Origin of the sequence: Niveispirillum sp. SYP-B3756 (assembly GCF_009495745.1) — a bacterium.
In the GTDB taxonomy this organism is placed as follows: Bacteria; Pseudomonadota; Alphaproteobacteria; order Azospirillales; family Azospirillaceae; genus Niveispirillum.
In genome coordinates this window covers 225,225-251,807 of sequence record NZ_WIDQ01000006.1, presented here as the reverse complement: position 1 = coordinate 251,807, position 26,583 = coordinate 225,225, and the positions used below count along the sequence as shown (strand labels likewise).

At 63.6% G+C, this 26,583-nt stretch carries 23 protein-coding genes; 8 read left to right on the top strand and 15 right to left on the bottom strand.

The window, feature by feature from the left end:
- Positions 1-57 precede the first annotated feature (57 nt).
- The gene (locus tag GE253_RS14715) at positions 58-480 is read right to left on the bottom strand and encodes a cytochrome c family protein (RefSeq protein ID WP_348770865.1); all 423 of its coding nucleotides are present in this window, start codon (positions 478-480) and stop codon (positions 58-60) included.
- A 284-nt stretch (positions 481-764) separates the two neighbouring features.
- Here GE253_RS14715 and GE253_RS14710 point away from each other — a divergent pair, with 284 nt between their 5' ends.
- A complete protein-coding gene (locus GE253_RS14710; RefSeq protein WP_153204865.1) occupies positions 765-1,988 on the top strand; it encodes a serine hydrolase in 1,224 nt (407 codons plus the stop codon).
- A gap of 143 nt (positions 1,989-2,131) precedes the next feature.
- Here the strand turns inward: GE253_RS14710 and GE253_RS14705 are convergent, their stop codons facing one another.
- From GE253_RS14705 to leuC, 3 genes are read right to left on the bottom strand one after another with little or no spacing between them, the layout of a single operon-like run.
- On the bottom strand, positions 2,132-2,992 hold the full coding sequence (locus GE253_RS14705) for an isocitrate lyase/PEP mutase family protein (RefSeq protein ID WP_153204864.1): 861 nt from the start codon (positions 2,990-2,992) through the stop codon (positions 2,132-2,134).
- A gap of 17 nt (positions 2,993-3,009) precedes the next feature.
- Entirely contained in the window at positions 3,010-3,615 is a 606-nt protein-coding gene (leuD, locus tag GE253_RS14700; RefSeq protein ID WP_153204863.1) for a 3-isopropylmalate dehydratase small subunit, read from the bottom strand.
- A 4-nt stretch (positions 3,616-3,619) separates the two neighbouring features.
- Entirely contained in the window at positions 3,620-5,029 is a 1,410-nt protein-coding gene (gene leuC, locus GE253_RS14695) for a 3-isopropylmalate dehydratase large subunit (RefSeq protein WP_153204862.1), read from the bottom strand.
- A 192-nt stretch (positions 5,030-5,221) separates the two neighbouring features.
- Between leuC and GE253_RS14690 the strand changes: the two genes are divergently transcribed.
- The 3 genes from GE253_RS14690 (at position 5,222) to GE253_RS14680 (ending at position 8,563) form a co-directional block, all read left to right on the top strand.
- Positions 5,222-6,829, top strand: a complete 1,608-nt coding sequence (locus tag GE253_RS14690) for an FAD-binding oxidoreductase (RefSeq protein WP_153204861.1) — start codon at positions 5,222-5,224, stop codon at positions 6,827-6,829.
- 5 nt (positions 6,830-6,834) lie between these two features.
- Entirely contained in the window at positions 6,835-7,845 is a 1,011-nt protein-coding gene (locus GE253_RS14685) for a zinc-binding dehydrogenase (RefSeq protein ID WP_153204860.1), read from the top strand.
- 202 nt (positions 7,846-8,047) lie between these two features.
- Entirely contained in the window at positions 8,048-8,563 is a 516-nt protein-coding gene (locus GE253_RS14680) for a DUF3598 domain-containing protein (RefSeq protein WP_089289863.1), read from the top strand.
- 54 nt (positions 8,564-8,617) lie between these two features.
- Here GE253_RS14680 and GE253_RS14675 read toward each other — a convergent pair whose 3' ends face one another.
- The 8 genes from GE253_RS14675 to GE253_RS14640 all read right to left on the bottom strand — a co-directional run bounded on the left by GE253_RS14675 (position 8,618) and on the right by GE253_RS14640 (position 19,149).
- Entirely contained in the window at positions 8,618-9,832 is a 1,215-nt protein-coding gene (locus tag GE253_RS14675; RefSeq protein WP_153204859.1) for an MFS transporter, read from the bottom strand.
- Between the two features lie 109 nt (positions 9,833-9,941).
- A complete protein-coding gene (locus GE253_RS14670) occupies positions 9,942-11,216 on the bottom strand; it encodes an MFS transporter (RefSeq protein ID WP_173012646.1) in 1,275 nt (424 codons plus the stop codon).
- Between the two features lie 153 nt (positions 11,217-11,369).
- Positions 11,370-12,383 (bottom strand): DUF1838 family protein, encoded by a 1,014-nt coding sequence (locus GE253_RS14665; RefSeq protein WP_153204857.1) that lies wholly within the window; start codon positions 12,381-12,383, stop codon positions 11,370-11,372.
- A gap of 159 nt (positions 12,384-12,542) precedes the next feature.
- Positions 12,543-13,433, bottom strand: coding sequence for an alpha/beta fold hydrolase (locus GE253_RS14660; protein ID WP_153204856.1), 891 nt, complete (start codon positions 13,431-13,433; stop codon positions 12,543-12,545).
- A 25-nt stretch (positions 13,434-13,458) separates the two neighbouring features.
- Positions 13,459-14,682 (bottom strand): hypothetical protein, encoded by a 1,224-nt coding sequence (locus GE253_RS14655; RefSeq protein ID WP_153204855.1) that lies wholly within the window; start codon positions 14,680-14,682, stop codon positions 13,459-13,461.
- Between the two features lie 133 nt (positions 14,683-14,815).
- A complete protein-coding gene (locus tag GE253_RS14650) occupies positions 14,816-16,279 on the bottom strand; it encodes an NAD(P)/FAD-dependent oxidoreductase (RefSeq protein WP_153204854.1) in 1,464 nt (487 codons plus the stop codon).
- Between the two features lie 159 nt (positions 16,280-16,438).
- A complete protein-coding gene (locus GE253_RS14645) occupies positions 16,439-17,953 on the bottom strand; it encodes an aldehyde dehydrogenase family protein (RefSeq protein ID WP_153204853.1) in 1,515 nt (504 codons plus the stop codon).
- A 47-nt stretch (positions 17,954-18,000) separates the two neighbouring features.
- Complete coding sequence (locus GE253_RS14640; RefSeq protein WP_153204852.1) at positions 18,001-19,149, bottom strand: FAD-dependent monooxygenase; 1,149 nt, start codon at positions 19,147-19,149, stop codon at positions 18,001-18,003.
- A 302-nt stretch (positions 19,150-19,451) separates the two neighbouring features.
- Here GE253_RS14640 and GE253_RS14635 point away from each other — a divergent pair, with 302 nt between their 5' ends.
- The gene (locus GE253_RS14635) at positions 19,452-20,300 is read left to right on the top strand and encodes a helix-turn-helix domain-containing protein (protein ID WP_089287105.1); all 849 of its coding nucleotides are present in this window, start codon (positions 19,452-19,454) and stop codon (positions 20,298-20,300) included.
- A 248-nt stretch (positions 20,301-20,548) separates the two neighbouring features.
- On the opposite strand, the gene GE253_RS14630 is transcribed toward GE253_RS14635, so the two are convergent.
- Together GE253_RS14630 and GE253_RS26540 are read right to left on the bottom strand one after the other, a co-directional pair.
- On the bottom strand, positions 20,549-22,057 hold the full coding sequence (locus tag GE253_RS14630; RefSeq protein ID WP_200819842.1) for an aldehyde dehydrogenase family protein: 1,509 nt from the start codon (positions 22,055-22,057) through the stop codon (positions 20,549-20,551).
- Positions 22,054-22,176, bottom strand: coding sequence for a hypothetical protein (locus GE253_RS26540; RefSeq protein WP_282183228.1), 123 nt, complete (start codon positions 22,174-22,176; stop codon positions 22,054-22,056). Before GE253_RS26540 ends, GE253_RS14630 begins: the two co-directional genes overlap by 4 nt.
- 89 nt (positions 22,177-22,265) lie before the next feature.
- Between GE253_RS26540 and GE253_RS14625 the strand changes: the two genes are divergently transcribed.
- The 3 genes from GE253_RS14625 to GE253_RS14615 all read left to right on the top strand — a co-directional run bounded on the left by GE253_RS14625 (position 22,266) and on the right by GE253_RS14615 (position 25,455).
- Positions 22,266-23,480, top strand: coding sequence for a class I SAM-dependent methyltransferase (locus GE253_RS14625; protein ID WP_089287306.1), 1,215 nt, complete (start codon positions 22,266-22,268; stop codon positions 23,478-23,480).
- A 69-nt stretch (positions 23,481-23,549) separates the two neighbouring features.
- Positions 23,550-23,885 carry a hypothetical protein gene (locus tag GE253_RS14620; protein ID WP_211101468.1) on the top strand — a complete coding sequence of 112 codons (336 nt, stop codon included), beginning with the start codon at positions 23,550-23,552 and terminating at the stop codon, positions 23,883-23,885.
- Position 23,886: 1 nt separating this feature from the next.
- Positions 23,887-25,455, top strand: a complete 1,569-nt coding sequence (locus tag GE253_RS14615; RefSeq protein ID WP_153204850.1) for an FAD-binding oxidoreductase — start codon at positions 23,887-23,889, stop codon at positions 25,453-25,455.
- Positions 25,456-25,486: 31 nt separating this feature from the next.
- On the opposite strand, the gene GE253_RS14610 is transcribed toward GE253_RS14615, so the two are convergent.
- Positions 25,487-26,578 (bottom strand): tryptophan 7-halogenase, encoded by a 1,092-nt coding sequence (locus tag GE253_RS14610; RefSeq protein ID WP_247878666.1) that lies wholly within the window; start codon positions 26,576-26,578, stop codon positions 25,487-25,489.
- Between the last annotated feature and the right edge of the window lie 5 nt (positions 26,579-26,583).

Here is a 26,583-nt window from a genome sequence, read left to right as displayed (position 1 = left end):
CTGTTTCCAGCAATGGCGGGTGCCTGCCCCCGCCTGCTGGCGGGAACAGACAAAAGATTACTGTGTCGCCTTGTGCAGATAGGCGATCAGCGCGTCGCGGTCTTCCTTGTTCGGCAGACCGACAAAGGCCATGGTCGTGCCCTGGATCAGGCTGGTCGGCTTGGTCAGCCAGGTTTCCAGCGTCTGGTCGTTCCAGGCCACACCGCTGTTACGCATGGCGTCGGAATATTTGAACCCGTCAGCCATCCCCGCCTTGCGATCAAACAGGCCGTGCAGATTGGGGCCGACCTTGTGCGGCTTGCCGGCCGTGATCTCATGGCAGGTCTTGCAGCGGATGAACAGGCGCTCACCCTTGTCGGCCGTCTGAGCGGCTGCATCCTGGACCAGCCCGCCCGAAACAGCCCCCAGGGCCGACATTGCCAGCGTAAGGATGGCGATCTTACAGGCCAACGGACGGGCTTTGGTGCTATGGCCGGGCACTCGGGTCAAGGATGCCTCCTGATCATAAAGTCGTTAGGAATTTCAGCACCCGTTTCCAGGCACTCTCCATGGGGATATCTGACGGTTGATCGGCCGGCTGGTCGATCAGCACATCCCCATTTGGCCACACAGTGGATAAAAATCGGCCTTCAAATGACAGGTACTGGGGTGAATGGTTAGCGTGCAAAGCGTGAGCCCAGGTTGGGTACACATTTGGTTCCCGGTGACTTTACCCCGGCGCAGCTTTTGCGCCGGGGCCATTTCCATATTACAAGGGACGGGTGATGACGCATCGTCTGAAGGCCATTTTGCTGCTGAGCTGCGGCCTGCTGGCCAGCTCCCCCGCCCCCGCCCAGGACGCAGAAACCATTTATAAGCAGCGGTTGGAAAAGCTGTTGACCGGCGCCCCGCTGGACACGCTGTATCAGCCGCTGGAGGCGGTGCCGGGTGCTGCCACCCTCACCGCCCTGCCCCAGGCCAGTGCCGCGCAACGCACGATCACCGATACGGCCCTGGCTGATGCCGCCGCCTATGCCGCTGACAGCAAGGCGGCCGCCTTCATCGTCTGGCACAAGGGCAAGCTGCAGGCGGAAATCTATGGCGATGGTGTAACGGCCGCCACGCCGCTGCCGTCCAAATCGCTTTCCAAGCCGATGACGGCCATCGTCATCGGCCGGGCCCTGCAGTTGGGCCTGATCAAGTCGCTGGATCAGCCGGTCGCGGATTTTGTCACCGAATGGCAGGGTACGCCCAAGGCGGCGATGCTGATCCGCCATCTGCTGGACATGCGCACCGGCTTTCTGGAACAGGGTTTCAATGCCGATCCGGATCACCCCTGGAATCGCGCCTATCTCAGCACCGATCACGGCAGCTACATCGTCAAGGATTACCCGCTGACCGATGCGCCGGGCAGCCGCTATGGCTATTCTAATGCCACCTCGGAACTGGTGGCCTTGGTGATTGAGCGGGCATCCAAGCGTCGCTATGCCGATTTTGTCGGGCAGGAGGTGCTGGCCCCCGTCGGCGCGCCGGGCGGCCAGGTTTGGGTGAACCGGGTGGGCGGGCTCGCCCATTCCGGCTGCTGCATGATGGTGCCAGCAGAGGTGTGGCTGCGTCTGGCCATCCTGCTGCTGCATGATGGGGTGGCCGATGGCAAGCGGCTGCTGCCGGCGGGCTATGTGAAGCAGATGGTCACCGGCACACCGCAGAACCCGCATTACGGCCTGGGCGTCTGGCTGGCCGGTTCCTACGTTGAACGGCGGGGCTTTGGCGCGCCGGGTGCGCCCGGTCCCAGCATCCTGCACAGCGAGCCTTATCTGGATCGTGATCTCTACCTGTTCGATGGCAATGGCAGCCAGACGGTATTCATCTCTCCGCAAACCGGCTTGATCGCTCTGCGTCTGGGCAATAACCCGCCCAAGGGGATGGATTGGGACAATAGCCGCCTGCCCAACATCTTGATCCGGGGCTTGAAAGACAAGGTGAAGACCGAACCGCAACCGCGTTGATATTTAGAGCAGATCGCGGAAAAGCGGAATCGCTTTGGAGCGTGAATCTGCTCGCTGAACAAGGGATTAGATCCGTGTGCGTTTCCAATTAAACGCACACGGATCTAATAAAAAAGGGCGCCGCATCGGGCGCCCTTTCTGTTTCACTTGGCCCACTTTTTCTCAAAGGCCCAAACATCCTCGAACCCGATCAGAGAACAGAATTCGCGGAAGTTGAACATCGGAATATCGGGTGACAGGCTGGTGCCGGTTTCCTTCAGATGTTCCATGGCCTTTTCCATGGCGGCAGCGGCCACCAGGCTGTTCATGGCCGGGAAGATGGACATGGCATAGCCCAGGCCTTCCAGCGTCTTGGCATCACGGATGGGGGTCAGGCCGCCATCGGCCATGTTCGCCATCATCGGCTTGTCGACCGAGGCGGTGACGGTGCGTGCCTCATCGTCGCTGGTCAGCGCCTCGGGGAACAGGATGTCGGCACCGGCTTCGGCATAGAGCTTCATGCGGTGCAGCACGCCTTCCAGCCCCTCGCTCTGCCGGGCATCGGTGCGGGCGATGATCAGGAAATTCTCATCCTGGCGGGCATCCACGGCGACGCGGATCTTTTCCGCCATGTCTTCGGCCGGGATCACCCGTTTGCCGGGCGTGTGGCCGCACTTCTTGGGGAATTCCTGATCTTCAATCTGGATGGCGGTGACGCCCGCCTGTTCATAGGCGCGCACCGTGTGATGCACGTTCAGCAACCCGCCAAAGCCGGTATCGGCATCGGCCACCACGGCGGCGTTGCAGGTGCGCACCAGCGTGGCCATGCGGTCCACCATCTGGGTAACCGAGGCAATGCCGGCATCGGGCAGGCCATAGGCGGATGCCACCGTCCAATAACCGCTGCCATAGACGACATCGAAGCCGACCTTGTTGGAAATGACCGCACTGATCATGTCCTGGATGCCGGGGGCGGTGACAAACTGACGGGCAGCCAGTTTCTGACGCAGGATGGGATTGGCCATGACTTTAACTTTCTATCTCAACCAAGCCAGGGAAAGCGCTGACGGCGCTGGGTTTCATAGTGGGCGATGGTATCGCCGCGCTGGTTCAGGATGGTCATCACCTCGTCCCAGCCATTCAGCAGCGCATCGCGTTTCTGCGGGTCGATGCTGATGGCGACGGTCGATCCGTCGGGTCGGGTGATGAAGCCGGCTTCCAGATCGACATGCAGTTCCAGACCCGCCTCGGCATCGGCCAGCAGGGCGGCATGGGTGGCTTCGTCAACCACCACCGGCAACATGCCGTTGCGATAGCAGTTACCCCGGAAAATATCGCCGAAGCTGGGGGCGATGATGCAGCGGATGCCCTGATCCAGCAGCGCCCAAGGTGCCTGTTCACGCGATGAACCACAGCCGAAATTGGCCCCGGCCACCAGAATGGCGGCCTGACGCCAGGGTTCGCGGTTCAGCACGAATTCCGGCACTTCACGCCCCTGCCCGTCAAACCGACGGTCATGGAAGGCATAGCGTCCCAGCCCCTTCTTGGCCGTAATGGTCAGGAAGCGGGCGGGATAGATGATATCGGTGTCGATATCCGCCTCGTTGAACGGGGCGGCGACGGCGGACAGGCGGATAAAGGGTTCCATGGGCTTACACCGCCTCCAGATAATCACGCGGGTCGGCAATATGGCCGGCGATGGCCGATGCCGCTGCCATGGCCGGCCCCATCAGATGGGTGCGGGCCCCCTGGCCCTGCCGCCCTTCGAAATTGCGGTTGGAGGTGGAGGCACAGCGCGCCCCCGGCGGCAGCCGGTCATCATTCATCGCCACGCACAGCGAACAGCCCGGCTCCCGCCATTCAAAGCCGGCTTCCAGGAACACCCGGTCCAGCCCTTCCTGTTCGGCCTGGGCCTTCACGGCACCCGATCCCGGCACCACCAGCGCCGTCACCCCGGCCGCCACCTTGCGGCCCCTCAGCACATGGGCGGCCATGCGCAAATCCTCAATCCGGCCATTGGTGCAGGAACCGATGAACACATGGTCAATGGCGACATCGCGCAGCGCCTGCCCCGGCACCAGCCCCATATAGGCCAGCGCCTTCGCGGTCTTGGCAGCCTGTTCAGCATCATTCAGGCGGGCCGGGTCGGGCACCTGGCCCGTGACATCGGCCACCTGATCCGGGCTGGTGCCCCAACTGACCTGCGGCACCAGCCGGGTCGCATCAAGGGTGATTTCCCGGTCGAACACCGCCCCGTCATCGCTGGGCAGGGTGCGCCAATAGGCGACAGCGGCATCCCAATCGGCCCCTTTCGGCGCCTTGGGCCGGCCCTTCAACCAGGCGAAGGTGGTTTCGTCCGGGGCGACAAGGCCGGTACGGGAACCGGCCTCAATGCTCATATTGCAGAGCGTCATCCGACCTTCCATGGAAAGGGCGCGGATGGCGGGGCCGGCATATTCAATGGCATGGCCGATGGCGCCATTGCTGCCCAGCTTGCCCACCACGGCCAGGATGATATCCTTGGCCCCCACCCCCGGCGGCAGATCGCCGGTGACATTGACCCGCAGCGTCTTGGCCTTGGGCATCCGCAGGGTCTGGGTGGCCAGCACGCTTTCGCATTCACCCGACCCGATGCCGAAGGCCAGCGCCCCGAAGGCGCCATGGGTGGCCGTGTGGCTGTCGCCGCACACCAGCGTCAGGCCCGGCAAGGTGAAACCCTGTTCCGGCCCGGTGACATGCACAATACCCTGGCGCGGGTCGCCCAGGGTCAGCAGTTCAATGCCGAATTCCCGCGCATTGGCCTCCAGCAAGGCCACCTGGGCGCGGGCCTGCGGGTCGGCAATCGGGCGGTCACGGTGGCGGGTGGGCACGGAATGGTCGGCGACGGCCAGATGATAGCTGGGGTTGCGCGGACGCAAGCCCTTGGCCCGCAGGCCTTCGAACGCCTGCGGGCTGCTCACCTCGTGCAGCATCTGCCGGTCGATATAGAGCAGGCAGACGCCATTGCCCTCTTCCGCCACCACATGGGCGGCCCATAATTTATCGTAAAGGGTCGTCGCCATCGCCCGTCCCCGTCCTGCACCATTGTCTGTCATGATGTCCTGACCAGACCATGGGGAAGCCAAGGACTGCCACGCCAACCGCACTTACTGACCGCCTTGCGGATAAATGGCTTCGCCGACCGTGCTGAAAAGACTGATGAGGGATAAGCTCAGTCTCCAAGGAATAAATCCAGATTCGGAGCAGGGTTCATCATGCCTGACGTGGGAATGGCCGGAACGGTGCCGGCGCTGAAACAGGTTTTGGCCAGCATTGTCGGGGAGGCGCATGTCCATGATGATGCGGCCACCCGCCGCCTTCATAGCGGCGACATCTGGAGCGAGGCGAAGGAGCCGGTTTCCCTGGTCGTCGCCCCGGACAATCTGGACCAGCTCTCCCGCCTGATGGCGGCCCTGCATGAAGCGGGCGTGGCCGTGGCCCCCCGCGGGGCCGGCATGAGCTACACCAGCGGCTATATCCCCAGCGTTGCCGGCACGGTCTCTCTGGATATGCAGCGGATGAACCGCGTGCTGGATATCCGGGCTGAGGATATGGTGGTGACGGTGGAAGCCGGCTGCACCTGGGTGGACCTGAACAATGCCCTGGCGCCGCTGGGATTGCGCGCACCTTTCTGGGGGCCGATGTCGGGTCTGGCATCCACCATCGGTGGGGGGATTTCGCAATTGAACGCCATGTTGGGGGCCGGTCATTACGGCACCTCCAGCGAAAGCGTGGTGGCGATGAGCGTGGTGCTGGCCGATGGCCGGGTGCTGCGCACCGGCGCGCGGGGTGCCGATGGCGAAACCCCCTTCTATCGACATTTCGGGCCCGATCTGGCCGGGCTGTTTGCCGGGGATTGCGGCGTCTTTGGCATCAAGGCCCATATCACTTTGCGGCTGATCCAGGCCCCGGCGGCGGAAGATTACGCCTCCTTCGCCTTCGACACCGGTGAAGACTTGATGCGCGCCATGGCCGCCATGGCGCGGGCCGGAATCGCCGCCGAGATGTGCGCCTTCGACCCCGGCCTGACCAAGGTGCGGATGCAGCGCGCCTCCATGTCCGGCGACGTAAAGGCGCTGGGGGCCGTGGTGACGCGGCAGAAATCCCTGGCGCGCGGCCTGTGGGAAGCGGTGAAGGTGGCCAAGGCCGGCCGCAATTTCGTGGACCTGGAGAGCTACCCGCTGCACATCATTGCGGAAGGCCGCTGTGCCGCCGCCGTGGCGCATGACATGGCGACCGCCCGCCAACTGGCCGCCGATCATGGCGGGACGGAGATTGAAAACACCATCGCCAAGGTGATCCGCGCCATGCCCTTCCCGCCGCTGAACAGCGTGCTGGGGCCGGGCGGGGAGCGCTGGATTCCCATCCATGGTCAGGTGTCGCTCTCCCAGGCCCCGGCCCTGTTCACGGCCCTTGAGGAACTGTTTGCCGAACTGGCACCAGAGTTTGAACGGTTTGGTGTCAGCACCGGTTACCTGTTCAGCAGCATGTCCACCAATGCGCTGATCCTGGAACCGGTGCTTTATTGGCCGGATGAGAAGTTCCCAGTCCATGATGTGGCCATGGAACCAGCCCATGCCGCCCGTCTGCCCGTGCAACTGGCCAATCCGGAGGCCAAGGCCTTTGCCGCCGCCACCCGCAAGCGCGTCATCGCCATCTTCCAGCGTTTCGGCTGCGGCCATTTCCAGATCGGCCGCGCCTATCCCTATAAGGAAAGCCGCGACCCGGCCAGTTGGGAATTGCTGAGTGCCATCAAGCAGGTGCTGGACCCCAACGGGGCGATCAATCCCGGCTGTCTGGGCTTGGACAACCGGAAGGGATGACCCAGATGGCTGCCACCAGTCAGGTTCTGCGCCAATCCCGTTTCGCACCAAGCTTTCGGGAGGCCGTTGATCTTATCGCCGAACCGCTGACCGATCCGGGCCCCGGCGAAATCCGGGTGCGCAACCATTGGTGCGGCGTCAATGGCATTTTCGATACACAGATCGCCCGCAACGCCGTCAGCTATGTTCCCGTCCACCTGCCCACCTATACGGGTGTGGAAGCCATCGGTGTGGTGGAGGCGGTCGGCGATGGTGTGACGGATTTCAAGCGGGGGGATGCCGCCGTCACCGTCCGTTTTACCTGGGGCTATCGGGAAAGAGCCACCGCCCCGGCGGCACATTTCATCCGCGTGCCGTCGCCCATCTCGGATTATCTGGCGTTGGCCTCCACCGGGGTTTCCGCGCTGCTGGCGCTGGACCATACCGGTGCCCTGCGGCCTGGGGAAACGGTGGCTATTTCTGCCGCGGCCGGCGGGTTGGGCCATCTGATGGTGCAGTTGGCCAAACAGCGTGGCGCCCATGTGGTGGCCGTCTGCGGTGGTGCGCAGAAGGTGGATTTCGTGCGCGGTCTGGGCGCCGACCGGGTGATTGATTACAAGACAGAGGATGTGGCCGCCGTGCTGGCGGCGGAATATCCTGCCGCGCTGAATGTGGCCATCGATACGGTCAGCGGCCCGATCTTCGATGCCTTTGTCGATAACCTTGCGCGGCATGGTCGGTTGGTGGTGGCGGGTGCCGCCCAGGATCTGGATGGCCAGCCGGAAATCGTCACCGCCCCCCGCATCGCCCACAAGATCTATTACAAGGGTGCCTCAATACGTGGGTTTATGAATGGTCTGCTGACCGACCTGTGGCCACAGGCGCGGGAAACGCTGTTTTCTCTGCTGGATGAAGACAAGATCAAGGTCACGTTCGACTCTGTTCGGTTCCGGGGCCTGCATCAGGTACCGGACGCCGTGGAACATCTGTTGTCCGGGCGGTCAATGGGCAAGGTCGTGGTCGACCTGCGGCCCTGATCGGCCCTTATACCAAGGGTCATGTCCCATGCCCCTTGGAGGCCGGCGACCGCCGGCCCGCGCCCCCATGGGCGCGTAAGCCAAGCTGCCGGAGGCAGCGCCTGGCGCATGAGGGAGCATACGAATACCAAGAGCCATGATCCATGGCTCTTGGTGCTAGGTCCAAAACATCGTTTTTTGTTTTCACGAAGGATCATTGGTGATGAGCAATAATATCGAAGCCCTGCGCCGCGACATGCCGTTGCTGGCCCGTAACGAGGGCGTTTGGGAAGGCTGGTATCGCTATTATTCGGCTGAAACCGGCCAACTGATCGACCAGCATCGTTCCCGCCTGTTGTGCCGCTTCACGGAAGATGGCCCCAGCCCCTATCATCAGACCAACTATTATTTCTGGGAAGATGGCCGCACGGAAGTGCGCGATTTCCCCGCCGATTATGCCGATGGTCGCATCTGGTGGGACAATGATCTGATCACCGGCTGGGCCGCCGCCATGAAGCCGGATGATTTCAACCGTTCCACCTGCCTTAACTGGACCCGTAAGGGCGAACCTGATCTCTATCTCTATGAAATGATCCAGCTTTCCGACTGCGGTCAGTTCCGGTCCCGCACCTGGCATTGGTTCAAGGGCGGTCGCTGCTTCCAGCGCACCCTGATTGATGAGAAGTTCGTCACCAAGGATTGGAAGAACTTCACCGATCATACGGCCCCGAAAAACTGAGGGGTCTGGGCCGCCGGGGAAGGCCGGCGGCCATTTTACTTCGTACCATCGACACTATTCTCGAAAGCGCTCCGGGAAGCGCCCCAGGGTGGCGACCAGCCCGCCACCGATGATGAAGCCGGCAATGCAGCTCATCAAGCCGGCATGATATCCGCCGGTCATATCATACAGTTTGCCCAGCGTAATGGGCCCCAGCCCGGCCCCCAGGGCGAAGAAAGCCAATTGCCAACCATAGATCTGGCCATAATTCTTCAGCCCAAAATAGCGGCTGGCCAGATAGGCGACCAGATCCACCTCCGCCCCGGCGGCCAGCCCGATCATCACCACCGCCACGATGGACAGGGCCAGCGGTGCCCCGGTCACGGTCAACAGACCGCAGGCGATGGAGGCAGAGATGAAGGAACCCAGGGCCACATAGGGTGCGTGCAACCGGTCCACCAGAAAGCCCACCCCCAGCCGGCCAACGATGATGGCAAAGCCAAGCAAGCTGGCGATCCACACTGCCTGCGCCCGGTCCATCCCACCGCCGGCCAGGATGGAGACCAGATGCACGATCAGGGCGGCCACGGCGAAGGAAACCAGCAGGAAGCCCAGCCCCAGCATCCAGAACTGGCGGGTGCGCAGCGATGCCGCCATCGACAGGCCGGGCAAGGCCGACCTGTCTTGCATCTGCCGCGGCCCCGCGCCGCCATCCCGGAACAACAGCCAGACCGTGGGCAGGCCAAGGGCGAGGACCAGCACCGCCTGCCCGATATAGGCGACCCGCCAGCCATGATCGGCGATCAGCCATTGGGTGAAGGGCGGGGCCAGAATGGCGCAAACGCCGGTGCCCGTCAGCGTCAGCCCCAGGGCCAGCCCCCGCGCCTTGTCAAAACCGGCATTGATGGCACGGGTCCAGACCACCGGCAGCGTGCCCGCCCCCAGCACCATGGCCAGACCGAAGGCCAGATAGAAGCTAAGCAGATTGGGGCCGATCAGGCTCATCCCCGCCAATCCCAGCGCCAGCCCGCTCAGCGAAACCAGCCCTACCTTGCGGCCGCCGAACCGGTCGGACAGGCGGCCCACCAGCGGGCCCAAAAACACGGTGGTGCCGGTGGTCAGCAGCGTGGCACCCGACAGGGCCGTACGGGACCAGCCGAATTCCTGCCCCAGCGGTCCCATGAAAATGCCCAGCGTATAGAAGGTCAGACCGGTTATGCCCAGCCCCACCCCGGTTGCCGCCGCCAGCACCAGTTTCCAGCCCCGCTGAAATTCCCCAATGGCCGCCATCTCTGTCCCCAAGGTTTTCTTTATCAATATGTTATCTGGAAATTGCTGCGCCGCAAAAACAATAAGGTCCGGGAAGGGGGTAACGCGTCCCGGACCTTGATCTTGCCGTTCAGGTGCGCCCGAACCGCCAGAAAATCGCCGCCGCCGTCAGGTTCAACAGCGCCGGCACCACGCCAAAGGCCAGCATCACGCCCCTGATGGCCAGATCGGTCTGGGCTTGGCCCATCACGGCACGGGCGGAATCAAACCCGAAGCCGGAGAGCAGCAGCCCCACCAGCAAGGTGCCGCCCAGCCCGAAACCAATCTTGTCGACGGCGATCCAGGCGCCGGAATAAAGCCCGGCATGTTTTTGATCCTCGCCGGCAATGTCCGACATCATGGAAAAACTGAGCAGGGCCCAACCGGAATTGAAGGCCGAGGCGATGAAGCACAGCACATAGGCGGCCACCGTGCCGGCATCGGCACAGAAGGCCCAAACCAGATAGGTGGTGCCATAGCCGATGGCAGACAGCAGATAAACCGGCTTCTTGCCCACCCGCTTTGCCAAGGCCACCCAAACCGGCTGGGCCAGGATGATGGCGGTGCAGGCAATCGCCACCAGCCCGCCGATCAATTGGAAGGCATCGGTACGGGCCATATTGTACGTGAGGAAATACAGCATGGAGGCATAGGCCATGCCGGAACCTGCCAGTTGCAACAGGTTGGACCCCAGCAGAACGGAGAAACGCGGGGCCGCCAGCACCCGCAGCGCCTCCCCGAAGCTCAACCGCCTGGCCCCGGATGCCACCGCCGGTGCGACGCCGGCCTGACGGGCCGCACGGGCCGCCCCGAAGAAGGCCACCCCCAGGGCCAGCGGGCAGACCAGCGCCAGGAAGCGGGCCATTTCCTCATAAGCGCCCTGCCCGCCGCCATTGCTTTGCACGATATAGGGGGCGACCGAACCGCCGACCAGCACGCCGATGGCGGTGAAGACCAGCCGCCAGGCCATCAACACGGTGCGCTGATGCGTATCGGATGACAGCTCCCCCGCAATGGCCAGATAGGGGACGGAGAAGCTGGCAAACACCGCCATATAGAGGCTGAAGGCAGCGGTCACATAGGCGGCCTTGCCCGACATTGGCAGGTCCGGCACATGGAACAGCAGGATGATGGCCAGCGGCGCACCGGCCGCCCCCACCAGCAGCCACCAGCGCCGGGCAAACCGGTGCTTCCAGCGGTCGGACAGGATGCCGACCGCCATATCGCAGCCCACCCCCAGCACCAGCTTGGGCACAAAGATTGCCGCCCCGGCCAGGGCCGGCTCAATGCCCAGCACATTGGTCATGAAGAACAGCAGCAGCAGCGACGGCACGTCGCGGAACACCTGCCCCGCCACCTGCCCCACGCCATAGCCCGCCTGTGCCGCCAGCCCCAGGCGGCCGGTGGCGGCACAATCTCGGACACCGCACTGGTCATCGCGCGGACCCCTTTCCAGATGGGTACAAAAGAAATCGCCATGGCGTTGGTGGCGCCATGGCGAAGTTTTCAGGAGGAAATCTTACTTACCCGGCATGGTGCGCGGCGGCGGCGGCTGCGGCGGGGTCCACCCCGCCGGCACCGCTGCCGGCTTTTGCTCGCGGGCAAAATTCTCCAGGCTGGAGAGGGAGGGGCCGTAATCACTGTCCGGGGCGGCCAGCCATTTCGGGTCCATGGCACGGGCGGCGGCAGCCAGATCGGCAGGGATCTGGTTGATGCTGTCATAGGCGCCGAAGGAACAGAAATAGCTGATATGGCCAGGCGCCTGCCCCATCAGCATCCAGGGCAGCCAGGGCGTGATGCGCGACCAGGAGCCGACGCACGGCACATGGGTCAAGGCCGCATTCTCCACATCCTTGCGCTTCACCACATAGGTGAACATTTCCGAGACGCGGTTGAAGGAGCCGCCGGACTCGCGCGGCCATTTGTCTGGCTGCAGGGCCGAGGGATAGAACAGATGGATATCGGTGGTCAGGATGATCGTATCATCCGGTCCTTCGCGCCAATCCAGCAGGAAGGGGCGCTTTGGCGGCTTTTCCTTGTTCAACCCACCATAGGACGGCGGTTCCGGCTGAAATTCACCGATGGTGAAGTTGAACGGGTCATTGGCGATGGGAACAACCTTCACATCCTCGTTGGTGTACGGGTTGTGCCAGGTCTTCATAATCTCGCCGGTCTTGATGTCGCGGTAAAAACCGATCTCCCGCAGCATCCGGCGCCAGCTGCCATCTTCCAATTGCTTGGACCGGACAACGCTGAAACCATCCAGCACAAACAGGGGGCGCACCGGTTCATTGTCCCGCACGCCATAGACATTGCCCCGGAACCAGCCGATCTTCTGCTTGGTCGGGTCCAGATCCATGTCCAGCCGGGCGAAGGTGTCCCGATTCCATTTCGGGTCTTTGAAATCGATCTTGGTGACGAAGGACGGGGCGGCGGCGCGCGCCATGCCCGGCAGGGTGGCCGTGGCCCCCGCTGCAACGGCCAGCGCCGCCAGGCCAAAACTCTCCCGTCTCGTCAGTTCCGGTCCGGACATCTGATCTGTTTCCCTGTTCTGGATTGTTGATCGGATTCGGGGGCAGCTGCCTTGCATCAGCGACACCCTCTGTTCCAATGCTGCTAAATCTTTCACCCAATGCATCAAACCCGAAACAAGCAGGCGCATCGGCGTCCACCTGATGGATGTCTGGCAGACTCACTTCAGGGTCAGGATCGCCGGCCCCTCGGTTGCCAGCCGGCTGCGCAGCACCTCAAGCGCGCCCTGATCCCCTCCGCCATGGGCCCGCATGAACAGGATGGACAGGGATGCAGCGATGGAAAGGGCCGTTTCCTGCTTCGGTCCCGGCAGTTCCGGCCGACAGATGCCGCCGCCGAAATAATGGTCAACCCCGGCCAGCACCAGGGCATAGCGGTTGCCCCCAGCCGCCGCATCATCATAGGCCAGCAGATGGCTGCGCCAGTCGGCGTTGCCACCGGGGGGAACGTCACGGTCACCGGTCTGGATCAGGGCCGGCACGGCCAGCCCGGCATAATCCCCCTGATTGACCAGCCCCATACCGCCGCCGGGCGGGGAGAAGGCAACGGCGGCCAGCGCGCGCGGGTCGCGCAGCGGCGTCTTCACCGTTTCCGGCACCTTGGGCCCCGCCCCGCCCAGGCAAAGGGCGACCAGCGCCCCATAGGAATGGCCGGCGGCGATATAGGGGCCGCCTATATGGTCGGCCACGGCGCGCACATCCTCAATGCGGGCCGGCCAGCTCGCCATGCCCTGGAAAGCGGTACGGTCGGGGTGGTCGGTCGAATCCACATGCAGCGGCGCCAGCACCTCATAACTGGCCTGGGTCCAGGCATTGATCAGCGACAGATATTTCCACGGCGCCGACAGGGCGCCGTGGGAAAACAGGATGCGCCCGCGCGGCGACCCGCCAGCAGCGGGCCAGCGATAGACCGCCACAACGCGACCGGCCGCTGTTTTCACCAAAAGCGGTGCAGCATCCACGGACTGTCCGGCAGCCGGCATCACCCCCAGCAGGGAAGCACCGGTAATCGCGGCCAACAGGGAACGACGATCAAAAGCGATCTCTGTCATCTAGGGCTACCCCTTACATCACGGCTCAAGGCGCCGCAGAGCCAGTTTCACGCTTCAGGATGGTGATGATGGCCTGCTGGCGGGCCGGATCGGTGATATTGCCAGAGGAGATGATCATGCTCGTACCGGGCGCAAAGGCGTCCGGATTGGCCAGGAACTCGGCCAGGGCAGCATCCGTCCAGACTTCCCCCGCCTTGCCACGGGCCGCCAGGCTCTCGCTATAGGGGAAGTTGGGGACAGACGCCATGCGCTGCCCCATGATGGCATAGAGATTGGGGCCGACCAGATGCCCGCCGCCCTTGTTGAAGGTGTGGCAGAATACGCACCATTTGAAAGTCTCCGCCCGCACCTGCCGTTCGAAATCGGTTTCCGACGGCAATTGCTCCACCACCAGCGGCGTTTCATGCGAAGTGACATGGGCTGCTGCCTGCACCATTTCCCCCTTGGGGAAGGGGGAAACGCGGAACAGGGCATAGGGGCCATAAAGGCCAAGCCCGATCATGGCCAGCGCACCGATACCGGCAAAGACCGCCCCCTTGGGCGCCCCTTCCCCGCTGCTGCCCGCTTTACCACGTCGGACCAGACGCGCCAGCCCCCAGACCGCCGCGCAGATCGCCAGGAAGATGGCGACCACATAGGGGCCGCGATCATAGGATTTGAAGGTGGAAAGCGCGAACAGCGACACGGAGAAGCTGAGCAGCACATAAAGCCCGAAACCGCGCGGGAAGGCAGCAAACAGCCCCTTGCCATGCCGGAACAGGCAATAGACGGCAGAAAGCAGCACGCCCAGTTTCAGCACCAGCAGGCTGGTGCTGATGCCGGAATGGAAATAGCCGGTAAAGACCCAGACATTCCGGCTCTCCCCGATCAGGGCCGGCAATGCTGGCAGCGGACCGTAATGCACCGGCATATCGTGGCTCCAGGCCACCAGATAACCGAAAATCGGCGTGATGAAGAACAGGGTATAGGTCGCCAGCACCAGCCCCATGGCCCAGGTCCGGGCACGCGGCGGCAAAGCCGGCACCGGTTGCGGTGCCTGCCCCCGGAACCAGCGCCAGAGCCGGACAGCGGCCAGCGCCAGCAGCAGGGTTCCCACCAGATAATGCCAGCCGCGCAGTTCTTCCCGCATCGGCCCCATCTTGTCCGCGCGCGGCATCAGGGTGGTCAGAACATCCTGTGCCAGCACCAGCAAGGGCAAGGCGTAATCCAGCGCGATATCGCGCATCCCAGCATTTTTCTGCCCGCTCATCCTGTCCTCTCATCCTGCGGCGACCATCCTGGTCAAAGGGGCCGCTTATGCTGTTCTGGTTTTTATATGCAAAGAGGGGGCTGAATATTCGCCATATTCAGCCCCCGCCGTATCTACTTTCCTGTTGAAAAGCTTAAACCTTTTCCAGAATTTCCATGGCGGCGGCCTCCCCCGTCTCCATAGCGGATTCCATGCCATGTTCCAGGCGGCGCAGATGTTCGCCAGCGAAATGGATGCGGCCGGCCGGCTTGCCCATATCGGCGGCAAAGCGCTTGACCTGACCGGGGGCGTAGAAATGCTTGTTGCCGCCCACGAACGGGTTGCGCCCCCAGCTATAGCCCAGCTTATAGTCCAGGGCGCCGGCAATGGCCGGTCGCACCTTCACCAGCTCGGCCATCACCAGATCAGCCTGCTGGGAGACATCGCGGTCATCCCAGCGGGTGGCGCCGTCACCATTGACCCAGACGATCAGCGTATCAATCTCGCCGCTTTCCGCCCCCTTGAGCGCGAAGGCGCGTTCAAAGGCCAGATCGGTCCAGAGTGAGGGCGGCAGGCCATCCTTTTCCCAATAGGGCTTGGTGATCCGGTAATGGAACTGTGTGGTGGCGGAATAGCGCGCACCAGCCACGGCATTGGCCGTGGCTTCCGGCAGGCCGGGGGTGAAGCGGATACGACGCAGCGCGCTGAAGGGCGCTGCCATCACCAGGAAACGGCTGGTCAGCACCTCGCCATTGGCCAGTTTCACCTGCACATTGTCGGCCGCCTGATCCACGGCGACCACCGGATTATTCAGCCGCACCGGGTTTTTCAGCGCCGCCGCCATGGCCTTGGGCAACACATCGGAACCGCCGACAATATAGCTGCGCTCCATATTATTGACGCCATATTGCGGCTTGTTGGGATCGACATAGCCTTCCACCTGCGCCCGCGCCATGTCGCGGAAGATGGACAGGGCAGAAACGCTTTCCAGGCTGGACCCGTTCAGGTCGATATCGGCCAGCCGGATGGCCGCCTCCGACACACCCTTGGAGCGCAGGAATTCCGCTGCCGAAACATCATAGACCGTGTTGGCCGGCTCCAGCCAGGCGTTGGTCTGCTTGAAGGGCAGCCACTGGAAAAACAGCTTGTTCTGCAGCACATAGGGCAGGATCTCGCGTTCCGCGCCGACGGTCATGTTGTTGGGGGTCTTGGCCCAGTCGGCCGGCAGAACAGACACGCCATCGACATGGATCAGGAAATCGGTCGGCTTGCCGCCCTTGTTGGTCAGGCCGACATTCAGGCGCTGGCAGGCATCCCGCACCCGCCCATACAGCGCGCCGACCTCGCTGGCCCCCAACTCGGCCTGATATCCCTCCGCACGGCCGGTGCGCAGACGGCCGCCCACGCGGTCGGATGCCTCCAGCACCTGAACGTTGAGCCCCTGCCCTTCCAGGATGGACGCGGCGTTGAGGCCGGCCAGACCCGCGCCCACCACGATCACGTCGACATGCGCGGGACCGGCGGCCCAGCCCTTGGCAGCAACGATCAGCGGGGCGGCGATCATGCCCCCCACCAAGGCGCGACGGGAAACTTGTGGCGGGCGGATCTGGCTGGTCATGAGATTCTCTACCAATCGCGGAAGGGAAAAGGCCCCGGTGCCAAGATTAGGGCTGTTAACAACAGGAGCAGAACCGGGCAGAAGTTGTTCAGTCAGCTAATAATCTGCGCCGCTTTTTCACAAACACGCCGCCCCCGACTGACCGCGTGGTGGATGGGGTCAGAGTCGGGCCGTCACCGCCTTGGTTTCCAGATAGGCGTCCAACCCCTCCTTGCCGAATTCACGCCCCCAACCGGACTGGCGATAACCACCGAAGGGGATGTTGGTGGCAATGGCGCCATGGCAGTTGATGGAGACCTGGCCGGAGCGAATGCGCGATACCAGACGGTGAGCGGTGGACAGGCTGCGGGTCCAGACACTGCCCGACAGCCCATAGACCGTATCGTTGGCCAGCGCCGCGATCTCTTCGATATTGTCTGTTTCCAGCCGGTTGACGCACATGACGGGCCCGAAAATCTCTTCCCGGAAGACATTCATGTCGGTGGAAACATTGGTCAGGATGGTGGGGGGCACGAAATGGCCCGGCCGGTTCAGTTTTCCCCCACCCGTCACCAGGGTAGCACCCTGCTGCAGGCCGCTTTCGATATAGCCGCAGACGCGCGCCGCCTGTCCGGCGCTGATCAACGGGCCGAACTGCACCGACGGGTCAAGCCCATGCCCCAACTTGAAGGACTGGACAAAGGCCGCCATGCCTTCCACCAGCCGGTCATGGATGGCGGCATGGGCAAAGATGCGGGTGCCGGCCATGCAGTTCTGGCCCTGCAAGAAAAAGGTGGCCATGGCAACGCCGGGAATGGCGATCTCCAGATCGGCATCCGGCATTACCACCACGGGCGACTTGCCGCCCAGTTCCAGGGAGACCTTTTTCAGGTTGCCGGCAGCCGCCTGCACGATCTTGCGCCCCACCTCCGTCGACCCGGTGAAGCTGATCTTGTCGACATCCGGATGCTGGGACAGGCGGGCCCCCGCCGTTTCCCCCGGACCATTGACGATATTGACCACGCCGGCCGGGAACCCGGCCTCTGTAATCAGCCGGCCCAGCAGCACGGCCGACAGGGGCGTTTCTTCCGAGGGTTTCACGATGACGGTGCAACCGGCTGCCAAGGCCGGCGCCAGCTTCAGCACCAGCGTGGAAAGCGGCACATTCCACGGCACGATCAGGCCAACGACGCCCACCGCTTCCCGGATGGTATAGGTCAACGCCTCTGCCGTGGCGGTGACATGCGGCGGTGGGGTGGTGGTGGTGCCCTCGATCCGGAAGGCGCCACCGGCATAATATTCAAACATCTCCACGCAATTATTCACCGTCAGCCGGGCGATGAAGCCCGGCATCCCGTTATCCAGGATTTCCAGTTCGGTGAAGATATCGGCATCCCGTTCCAGCAACCGGGCCAGCCGCATCAGCAGCCGGGACCGTTCCGGCCCGCTGCTGCGCCCCCAGGGGCCGGCAAAGGCCCGGCTGGCTGCCGCCACAGCAGCATCAATCTCCGCCACACCACCGCTTTCAACCTCTGCCAGGGGCAAGCCGGTGGCGGGGTCGACACTGGTGATCGCCTCCCCCGCCCGGCCCTTGCACCATTCCCCACCGATGAACAGCAGGTGCGGTTCACCCAGGAAGGCGGCGGTGGCCGGGGAAATGGCGTGACCATCAAAGGGCTGTGGCGAGGCGGACATGGGAACCCCAGAAATGAAATGAAAAGAAGGGCTTGGAAGCCGACCGGTTACACAGGTATGGTGCGGCAGTCATAATCCAGAAGGCCGAGCGTGTCTTCATTGCGCAGCGCTGAAAGACCAAACAGTTCCGTATCCGCCGACTGCATCCGGTCGGCATTGGCGTTGGATTCCAACTGGATGAAGGTGGCCCGCTCATGACGGGCCGCGACATAGCGCTTCAGCCCCTCGGCAATGCTGCCGGATGCTGCCAAGGCCCGCGTCAGCACGATGGCATCCTCAATGGCGCAGGCCGCACCCTGGCCCATGAAGGGCGTCATGGCGTGGGCGGCATCGCCCAGCAGGGTGACCTTGTCATCGACAATCCAGCTCGACAGCGGCTTGCGGGCATTGATCGCCCATTTATAGAGCTTGTCTTCCGGCACGGCAGCGATCATTGCCTGCACCTCCGGCGCCCAGCCAGCAAAGGTGGTTTCCAGATCGGCGCGGCTGGCCGCAATGGTCCAGCCATCCTGGACCCAGCCTTCCTGGCGGGCAAAAAACACCATGTTCAATATCTTGGACTGGCGCACCGGATAGCGCACCACCATGCGGCCGGGGCCAATATGCATCCCCGGCCATTGCGCCAGATCCGCCAGGCTGTCATCTACCGGTGCCAGGGCGCGCCAGGCGACATGGCCGGTAAAATGCGCCACGGCCGGTTCAAACACGCGGCGGACCACCGATTTCAACCCATCGGCCCCGACCAGCAAATCCGCTTCCAGCCGCCTTCCATCATGCAGCACCACCGTGCTGCCCTCCACCGCCACGGCGGCGGCATCGGTCAGCAGGGTGACGCCGGCGCGGGCCGCCGCATCCACCAGAATCGCGTGCAGATCGGCACGATGGATATAGACATAAGGCGCGCCGTGCTTGGCCCGCATGTCGGCGCGTTCCATCGGGCGTAGCAGTCGCCCATCCTGCCAATGCTGGATACGCTGGCGCCGCGGTTCCACGCCCGCTGCGGCAATCTGCTCGCACAGGCCGACATGGATGAAACCCTTCATGGCGTTGGGCGACAGGGTGACACCGGCCCCCACCTCCCCGAAGGCAGGGGCCGCCTCCGCCAACGTCACCGTGAACCCCTGCTGTTGAAGCGCAATGGCGGCCGTCATGCCGCCGATCCCGCCCCCGACGATGGTGATCCTCGCTTTATTCATTTGTTTGGAAAACCTTCAGGTCCGTGTCCCGACGGCCCGCTGCCGTCCCCGCGTGGAATTAAGACGGGGTGCCATTGGTGGGGCATAGATGGACACAGCCCCCTGTCCGCACGGTGGTCGCCCCCGTGACCGCCTGACCGGAGGCCGGACAAAATTCGTCCACCCCACGGACAGAATGTGACGATTCAGGCTTCCCTTTTTTTACGGGAATAGCGATTATGCGAAAAAAGATGATCTAAAATTATGCCAATAGAACAGGCATAACAAAACAGGCAACAATAACAGGACAACGGAGAACGGGTATGGACAAGGTTAAACCAGTTCGCGCGATGCTTCGGGTGCTTGATGTGCTGCAGGTGCTGAACAGCCGCAATGGCGTCACCGTCACCGACGTGGCAAACGCCATTGATCTGCCGCGGACAACAGCCTATCGGGTGTTGGAAACGCTGTGTTCGGCCGGCTATGCCGTGCGCGACACCTCTGATGATCATTACCGTCTGACGGTGCTGGTGCGCTGCCTGTCGGATGGCTATGATGATGAAGCCTGGGTGACGGAGGTGGCGCAGCCGGTGCTGTCCCAGCTGGGCCGCAAGCTGGTCTGGCCGGTTTCCATCAGCACCAATCAGGGCAACAGGATGCTGCTCCGCTACACCACGGACAAGCAGAGCCCGCTGGCGCTGGAGCGCTATAATGCAGGTGTGCGGCTGCCGCTGCTGAACAGCGCCACCGGCCGTTCCTATCTGGCCTTCAGCCCGGCGCCGCAGCGCGCCGCCCTGCTGGACATCGCCCTGGGCTCCGGCGAGGAAATGGAAGGGGCTGGTCGGGAACGCGCCCTGATTGAAAAGACGCTGAGCCATATCCGCAAGGTCGGCTATGCCATCAGCGTTCGGCAATATCGCGGTGAGTCCACCGCTGCGGTACCGATCTATAGCGGCACCAACCTGCTGGGCTGCGTCGGGATGCGCTTCATGGACAAGGCCGTGACCGAGTCCGTTTTCGCGACCAAATACGTACCGGACTTGAAAGCGGCGGCTGCCGAAATCGGTGACTCCTTCACCGAATGGAAGGAAGCGCGCGACCTCAACCACCAGCAGCCGCTTGCCCCCACCCGCCGTTGGGACTGGACGCTGGAACGCCGCGTCGAGCATTGACGCTGGAGTTCAATGCTGTTTCTGAAGCTTACGCTTCAATCCCTTGAAACCAGGGCCGCGTCGCGCGACGCGGCCCTGTTCATTTTTATACCAATCTCCCTTGATCGTGACCGATCCAGGGAGATTTTTTGTTCCCTCAATCGCCGGGCGCTGCCACCGGCAGCTTGGCTTGACGCCGCTACCAAGCGGCGGGCCGGCGGTCGCCGGCCTCCACCCCGCCGAAAGGTAAACCTTTCGGCGGGGTGGTATTACAGCACGGCGCAGACCGTCTTCCAGTCCAGGTAATTATCCAGGGCTGCCAGCCCGCTGTCCCGGCCATAGCCGGACTGCTTCACGCCGCCGATGGGCAGGCTGGCATCGAACATGGAATGGGTGTTGATCCACACCGTGCCGGCATTCAGCCGGCGCGACAGCCGGTGCGCCTGGGAGAAATTCTGCGTCCACACGCTGGCCGCCAGCCCGTAAACACTGTCATTGGCCGCATCCACCACCTGATCCAGATCGGTGAAGCGCTGCACCACCAGCACCGGGCCGAACACCTCCTCCTTCACAATCTCTGCCGCCGGATCGACATTGGCAATGATGGTGGGGCGGATGAAGGTGCCGGCCGGGCCCAGCCGTTCCCCCCCGGTCAGCACGCTGGCGCCGGCCTTGCCGGCACCCACGATCAGCCCCTCGACCCGCTGCGCCTGTTTGGGGGAAACCAGCGGCCCCATCTGGGTGGCCGGGTTCAGGCCGTGGCCCAACTGGATGCCATTGGCCGCCGCCACCAGCCCTTCCAGCACCTTGTCATAGATATCGGCATGGACATAGGTGCGCGAACCGGCGACGCAGACCTGTCCACCATTGAAAAAAATGGCATTGGCCGCACCGGGAATCGCCAGATCCAGCTCCGCATCCGGCAGGACGATCACTGGCGACTTACCGCCCAGTTCCAGCGTCACCCGCTTCAGATTACCCTTGGAGGCATCCAGGATGGCGCGGCCGGTGGCGGTGGAGCCGGTGAAGGCCACCTTGTCCACCCCGCCATGCCCGGCCAGCGCCGCACCGGTTTCAGCCCCCCGGCCGGTAACGATGTTCAACACGCCCGGCGGCAGGCCGGCTTCCTGCATCAACTCACCCAGGCGCAGGGCGGTCAGCGACGTATCCTCCGCCGGTTTCAGCACGATGCTGCACCCGGCGGCCAGGGCCGGGGCCAGCTTCATCGCCGTCAGCACCAAAGGCGAATTCCAGGGCACGATGGCCGCCACGACCCCCACCGGTTCCCGCACTGTCCAGGCATGAACCTGCTTGCCGGGCGGCTGATAGGTGACCGAGGGGGTGATGGTGCGGCCTTCAATTGCCATGGCCTGACCGGCGAAGAAGCGGAACTGCCCGATGGCACCGGGGATTTCCGCCCAGCGGCCAACATAGAGCGCCTTGCCCTGGTCCAGCGTTTCCAGCTCCGACAGCTCGTCAATATGACGTTCCATCAGATCGGCAATCCGGTTCAGAATGGCTGCCCGTTCTGCCGGCACCGTGGCGGCCCAGCCGGGAAAGGCAGCGCGGGCGGCCGCAACCGCCCGGTCCACATCGGCCGCACCGGCATCAGGAATCTCCGCCAGAATCCGGCCGGTGGCCGGATCGATGGTGGGGATGGTGTAGCCCGACAGGGCCTGCACCCATTCCCCGCCAATCAGCATGGCGCGCCGCGCCGGGGCGGACAGCAGGGCGCGGGCGGCCTCGCTGCTGGGGCTGGTGGCTTCTAACAAGGTCATGGTCGGGTCGCCTCCCGGATATAAGGATGGCTGGATTTGACGGGACATAGCCCTTTCAGGGCAGCGCTTTCATCATCACTATCCACCATGCGGATGGTGGTGGGGCGGAAACTGTCCATCAGGCGAACAGATGGGGGCAGCGGGCTTCGCAGAACCGGCGCCAGGCCACACCATCACTGAAAATCACCGACATACAGGGATGGTGGAGATGCTGAACACGTTCCAGCAGGCGCCGCACGCGATGCTGCCGCAGGCCACGGCCGATGAAGCCTCACGTCAGGAATTCAGCAAGAGCCTGAAGCAGTTCATCCAGAGGGGCTTGCTGCCCGGTCTGGGCCCCATCTACAAGACCCGCGCGGTTGACCGCTACAGCCAGGAGACCGGCAAGGCGCCAACGCCCGACCGCCATGGCATCCGCAAGGCGATGGTGCGGGATGTCTATTTCCAGCATTATGCCGCCGTCAACCGGATCAGCCAGGAATTGCTGTGGGATTCGGTAATTGACAGCATCGAACGCCAGGAAGGCGATCTGGCTGCCGCCGCCAAGGAATGTTCAGCCAAGAACAAGGGTCAGTTGCTGATCCCCGACAATTTCGAGGTGCCGAAATATGTCGCCGCCTTGGACATCCATTGTATGCCCGGCGGCTATCCGGGAGAGGAAAAGCCGGCGGAGATCAATGGCGGCGTTCTGTATGACCGTGGCGTCTATCTCTATTCCATGGGCTATACCGGCCCGAACAATGATGATATGGGCCGGTCGGTCTGCAACTATATCAAGCGCCGCCTGAACGGCTTCACGCCCAAGCGCATTCTCGACATGGGCTGCACCGTGGGCCATTCCACCCTTCCCTATAAGGAACTGTTCCCGGACGCAGAAGTCTGGGGGGTGGATGTGGCCGCCCAGCAGGTGCGCTATGCCCATGCCCGCGCCGGCGCCTTCGGCCTGGATGTCAATTTCGCCCAGATGAATGCGGAGAAGACCAGCTTCCCCGATGGTCATTTCGATCTGGTGGTTAGCCATATCCTGCTGCACGAGACATCCGGCAAGGCCATGCCACGCATTTTTGAAGAATGTTTCCGCGTGCTGGCCCCCGGCGGCGTGATGATCCATGCCGATCTGCCGCCGTTCGACCTGATGGACCCGTTCACCCAGTTCATTCTGGATAACGAGACCTATTATAATAACGAACCCTTCTGGGGGGCGATGCGTGAGGTGGATCAGGTGGGGCTGGCCCGCAAGGTCGGTTTCGCGCCGGACAGCGTGCGCTTTGATACCGCCCCGATGGCGGTGATGGAGTTTGCCGCCCAGGCCGCCGGTTACAGCCAGGAAGCGGCCGAAGGTGTGGCTGACCGTGATTTCGTGGCGGGTGAATTTGCCCCCGGCGGCGGCTGGGAAGTGCTGATCGCCCAGAAGCCGGCCTGATCCGGCCGTGGGGCGGCACCAAGGCCGCCCCTGCCCGCCAAGCCCCCGCCCCCCATTCGGATGAAAGCCATGAACCGCAATTCCAAGGGCAAGCGCCCGCAATTTTACGACAACAATGCCCATGACCAGATGATGTCGATGATCATGGTGCTGGCCAGCGAAGTGTCGGTGCTGGCCGACCATATTGACAGCATCGAGCGTGTGGCCGCCGCCAACGGGCTGGATCTGGCCGGCGGCGTTGCCAAGCTGCAACTGGACCAGCCGGCGCTGGAGGCACGTGAAGCCCGCCGTCAGCAGATGCTGGAACGCCTGTTCTATCTGATGCGCAAGGAAGCCGCCGAAGCCACTGCCCATGAAACGGCGGAAGGCTACAGCGCTGTGATCGACGAAATTGCGGTTGCCTGACATGCCGCTCGACACCACTCCCCTGCTGGCACAACTGGCCGCCATCGTTGGTGATGACGGCCTGATCACCGGCGATGCCATGTCGCCGCTGGCCACCGATGTCTATCGCCGGCTGGAAATGCCGCTGGCCGTGGTCCAGCCGCAAAGCGTGGAGGCTCTGCAGGCGGTGGTGCGTGCCACCGCCGCCGCTGGCATCGCCTTGTCGGTACGCGGGGGCGGTGCCTCCTACACCGATGGCTATGTGCCGCGTGATGCGGGCCAGGTGCTGGTCGATCTCAGCCGGCTGAACCGCATCCTCAGCATCAATGAAGAAGATGCCTTCGTCACGGTGGAGGCCGGTGTCACCTGGGCGGAATTAAAGGCGGCCCTGGATGCGCGCGGTTTGCGCACCCCGTTCTGGGGCCCCTTCTCCGGCCTGCTGGCCACGGTGGGCGGGTCGGTGTCGCAGAACAGTATCAGCCATGGCTCCGGCGCCTATGGCATTTCGGCGGAATCGGTGCTGTCGCTGGATGTGGTGACGGCCGATGGCAGCCTGCTGTCCACCGGTTCGGCCGCTGTCGGCAGCAGCCCTTTTTCCCGCCATTACGGGCCGGATTTGACCGGCCTGTTCACCGGCGATTGCGGGGCACTGGGCATCAAGGCGCGGGTGACCCTGGCGCTGCAGCGCCAGCGCGCCGCCCATCGCCCGATTTCTTTCGCGTTTCCCGATTTCGACCATCTGCATGAGGCCATGCGCCTGGTCTCCTTCGACCGGCTGGACGAAAGTGGTTTCGCCCTGGATGGTGCCCTGTCCCAGGGGCAGATCGCCCGGCAGGACCGGGCCGGCGCGCAGTTTGGCATGGCCCTGTCCATCCTGCGCAGCTCGCCCTCCCTGGCGTCGGGCATTGTGCAGTTGGGCAAGGCCGCCCTCTCGGCCCGGCGCGATCTGGGCAGCGCCCCCTATATGGTGCATTACATCGTCGAAGGGGTGGATGATGGGGAGGTGAAGGGCCGCCTGAACCGGATGCGCGAATTGCTGGCCCCGCTGGGCCGGGAAATTCCCGGCACGGTGCCGGCCGTGGTCCGCTCCATGCCATTCGCCCCTTTCTACAACACGTTGGGTCCGGCGGGGGAACGCTGGGTGCCGGTGCATGGTGTGCTGCCGCATTCCGCCACCAAGCCGTTCGACAAGGCGCTGGCCGCCTTCCTGGCCGAACGGTCGGCAGAGATGAAACGGCTGGGCGTCTGGACCGGCACCATGTTCTCCGTCCCCAATGCCAGCGGTTTCCTTTATGAGATCGCCATTTATTGGCCGGATGTCATCACCGACTATCACCGTCAGGTGGTGCCCGCCGATTATCTGGAAAAGCTGCCCAAATATCCGGAAAGCCTGGAGACACGGGCCTATGTGCACCAGTTGAAGGCCGATCTGGCCACCCTTTATGGTCAGTTCGGTGCCATTCATTACCAGATCGGCAAGGCCTATCCTTATCTGGATCGGCTTTCCGGTCCCGCCGCCGGGTTGGTGCGCAGCCTGAAGGCACAGTTGGACCCGCAGGGGCGCATATCGCCTGGCGTGCTGGGGCTTTAAAACAGCCAGTGACGGGGGGATATGGGGCGGTTCAGCCCGTCCCTGCATCCCCCCGTCGCCGTGCCCAGAACGGATTATCCGGCCAGCGCCGTTCCAACCCGTACCAGGCCGATAAATGGGCCCGATACGCGGCCCGGATGCTTTCCATCCGGTCCAGATGCATGGCCATGGCCCCGGCAGGGTCACCGGAAAGGGCGCGGTCGGCCGCCTGACCGGCGGCCAGCCCGGTATAAAGCGCGTTGAACAACCCCTGGGACGAGAGCGGATCAAAACAGCCGGCCGCATCCCCACAGGCGAACCAGCCTGGACCCGCGGGCTGTGCCAGACGGGCGCCATGGGCGGCGGTGAAGCCGCCCGCCAGATCATCCAGCGCCCCAGCCCTTGTCAGCAAAGGGGCCATCAGCCCCATTTTCGCTGCCCGTGACAACAGCCCGGCCCGGTCACGGACATCACGCGCCGCCGGCAAATCAGCATCAGTATGGAATGCCAGGATGCGGCGCTGGCCGGGTAGCGGGACGCTGTACCACCATCCCTCTTCCTCCGCCTCAATCAAGGTCATGCCGGGATGCTGACCCTGATCCGGCAGATGCGTCCAGGCACAGGCAAGCCCATCCTCCGCCAGCGGGCGCTGCCCCAGGGCACGGGCAACAGGGGCCGTCCGCCCACCGGCATCCACCAGGATGCGCGCCGTCACCACCCCAGCCCCTGCCAGTTGTACCTGCCAAACACCGTCTGCCGATACCACGCCAGCCAGTTCCGCCGGGGCCAGCATTTGAGCACCCCGCGCCGTGGCTTCATCGCGCAACAGCGCATCGAAGCGGGCGCGATCCAGATGCCAGCCGGGGCCATAGGGATCGCGCAGGGCGTCGCGTTCCACCAGCCGTTGCCCACCCCAGCGGGATAATTGCCCATGGCAAGGCGCATGGCCCTGGGTTTGAAAGGCCGCCATGACCCCCAGATCGGCCAGGATACGGCCGGCAGCGGCGGGCAGGCTTTCGCCCACCCGCACCATTGCCCCTTCCCGCCGATCGACCAGCAAAACCGAGCGTCTGCCCACCAGCGACAAGGCTGTGGCACAACCCGCCGGCCCGGCACCGATGATCAGCACATCGATATCGGCCAAGCGCG

Coding starts and splice junctions, on each gene's coding strand:
- GE253_RS14685 (WP_153204860.1), top strand. CDS start 6,835: ATGGCTGCCACCAGTCAGGTTCTGCGCCAATCCCGTTTCGCACCAAGC.
- leuD (WP_153204863.1), bottom strand. CDS start 3,615: ATGGAACCCTTTATCCGCCTGTCCGCCGTCGCCGCCCCGTTCAACGAG.
- GE253_RS14650 (WP_153204854.1), bottom strand. CDS start 16,279: ATGACCAGCCAGATCCGCCCGCCACAAGTTTCCCGTCGCGCCTTGGTG.
- GE253_RS14630 (WP_200819842.1), bottom strand. CDS start 22,057: ATGACCTTGTTAGAAGCCACCAGCCCCAGCAGCGAGGCCGCCCGCGCC.
- leuC (WP_153204862.1), bottom strand. CDS start 5,029: ATGGCGACGACCCTTTACGATAAATTATGGGCCGCCCATGTGGTGGCG.
- GE253_RS14620 (WP_211101468.1), top strand. CDS start 23,550: ATGAACCGCAATTCCAAGGGCAAGCGCCCGCAATTTTACGACAACAAT.
- GE253_RS14690 (WP_153204861.1), top strand. CDS start 5,222: ATGCCTGACGTGGGAATGGCCGGAACGGTGCCGGCGCTGAAACAGGTT.
- GE253_RS26540 (WP_282183228.1), bottom strand. CDS start 22,176: ATGGACAGTTTCCGCCCCACCACCATCCGCATGGTGGATAGTGATGAT.
- GE253_RS14635 (WP_089287105.1), top strand. CDS start 19,452: ATGGACAAGGTTAAACCAGTTCGCGCGATGCTTCGGGTGCTTGATGTG.
- GE253_RS14655 (WP_153204855.1), bottom strand. CDS start 14,682: ATGAGCGGGCAGAAAAATGCTGGGATGCGCGATATCGCGCTGGATTAC.
- GE253_RS14660 (WP_153204856.1), bottom strand. CDS start 13,433: ATGACAGAGATCGCTTTTGATCGTCGTTCCCTGTTGGCCGCGATTACC.
- GE253_RS14665 (WP_153204857.1), bottom strand. CDS start 12,383: ATGTCCGGACCGGAACTGACGAGACGGGAGAGTTTTGGCCTGGCGGCG.
- GE253_RS14625 (WP_089287306.1), top strand. CDS start 22,266: ATGCTGAACACGTTCCAGCAGGCGCCGCACGCGATGCTGCCGCAGGCC.
- GE253_RS14645 (WP_153204853.1), bottom strand. CDS start 17,953: ATGTCCGCCTCGCCACAGCCCTTTGATGGTCACGCCATTTCCCCGGCC.
- GE253_RS14640 (WP_153204852.1), bottom strand. CDS start 19,149: ATGAATAAAGCGAGGATCACCATCGTCGGGGGCGGGATCGGCGGCATG.
- GE253_RS14680 (WP_089289863.1), top strand. CDS start 8,048: ATGAGCAATAATATCGAAGCCCTGCGCCGCGACATGCCGTTGCTGGCC.
- GE253_RS14710 (WP_153204865.1), top strand. CDS start 765: ATGACGCATCGTCTGAAGGCCATTTTGCTGCTGAGCTGCGGCCTGCTG.
- GE253_RS14615 (WP_153204850.1), top strand. CDS start 23,887: ATGCCGCTCGACACCACTCCCCTGCTGGCACAACTGGCCGCCATCGTT.
- GE253_RS14705 (WP_153204864.1), bottom strand. CDS start 2,992: ATGGCCAATCCCATCCTGCGTCAGAAACTGGCTGCCCGTCAGTTTGTC.
- GE253_RS14675 (WP_153204859.1), bottom strand. CDS start 9,832: ATGGCGGCCATTGGGGAATTTCAGCGGGGCTGGAAACTGGTGCTGGCG.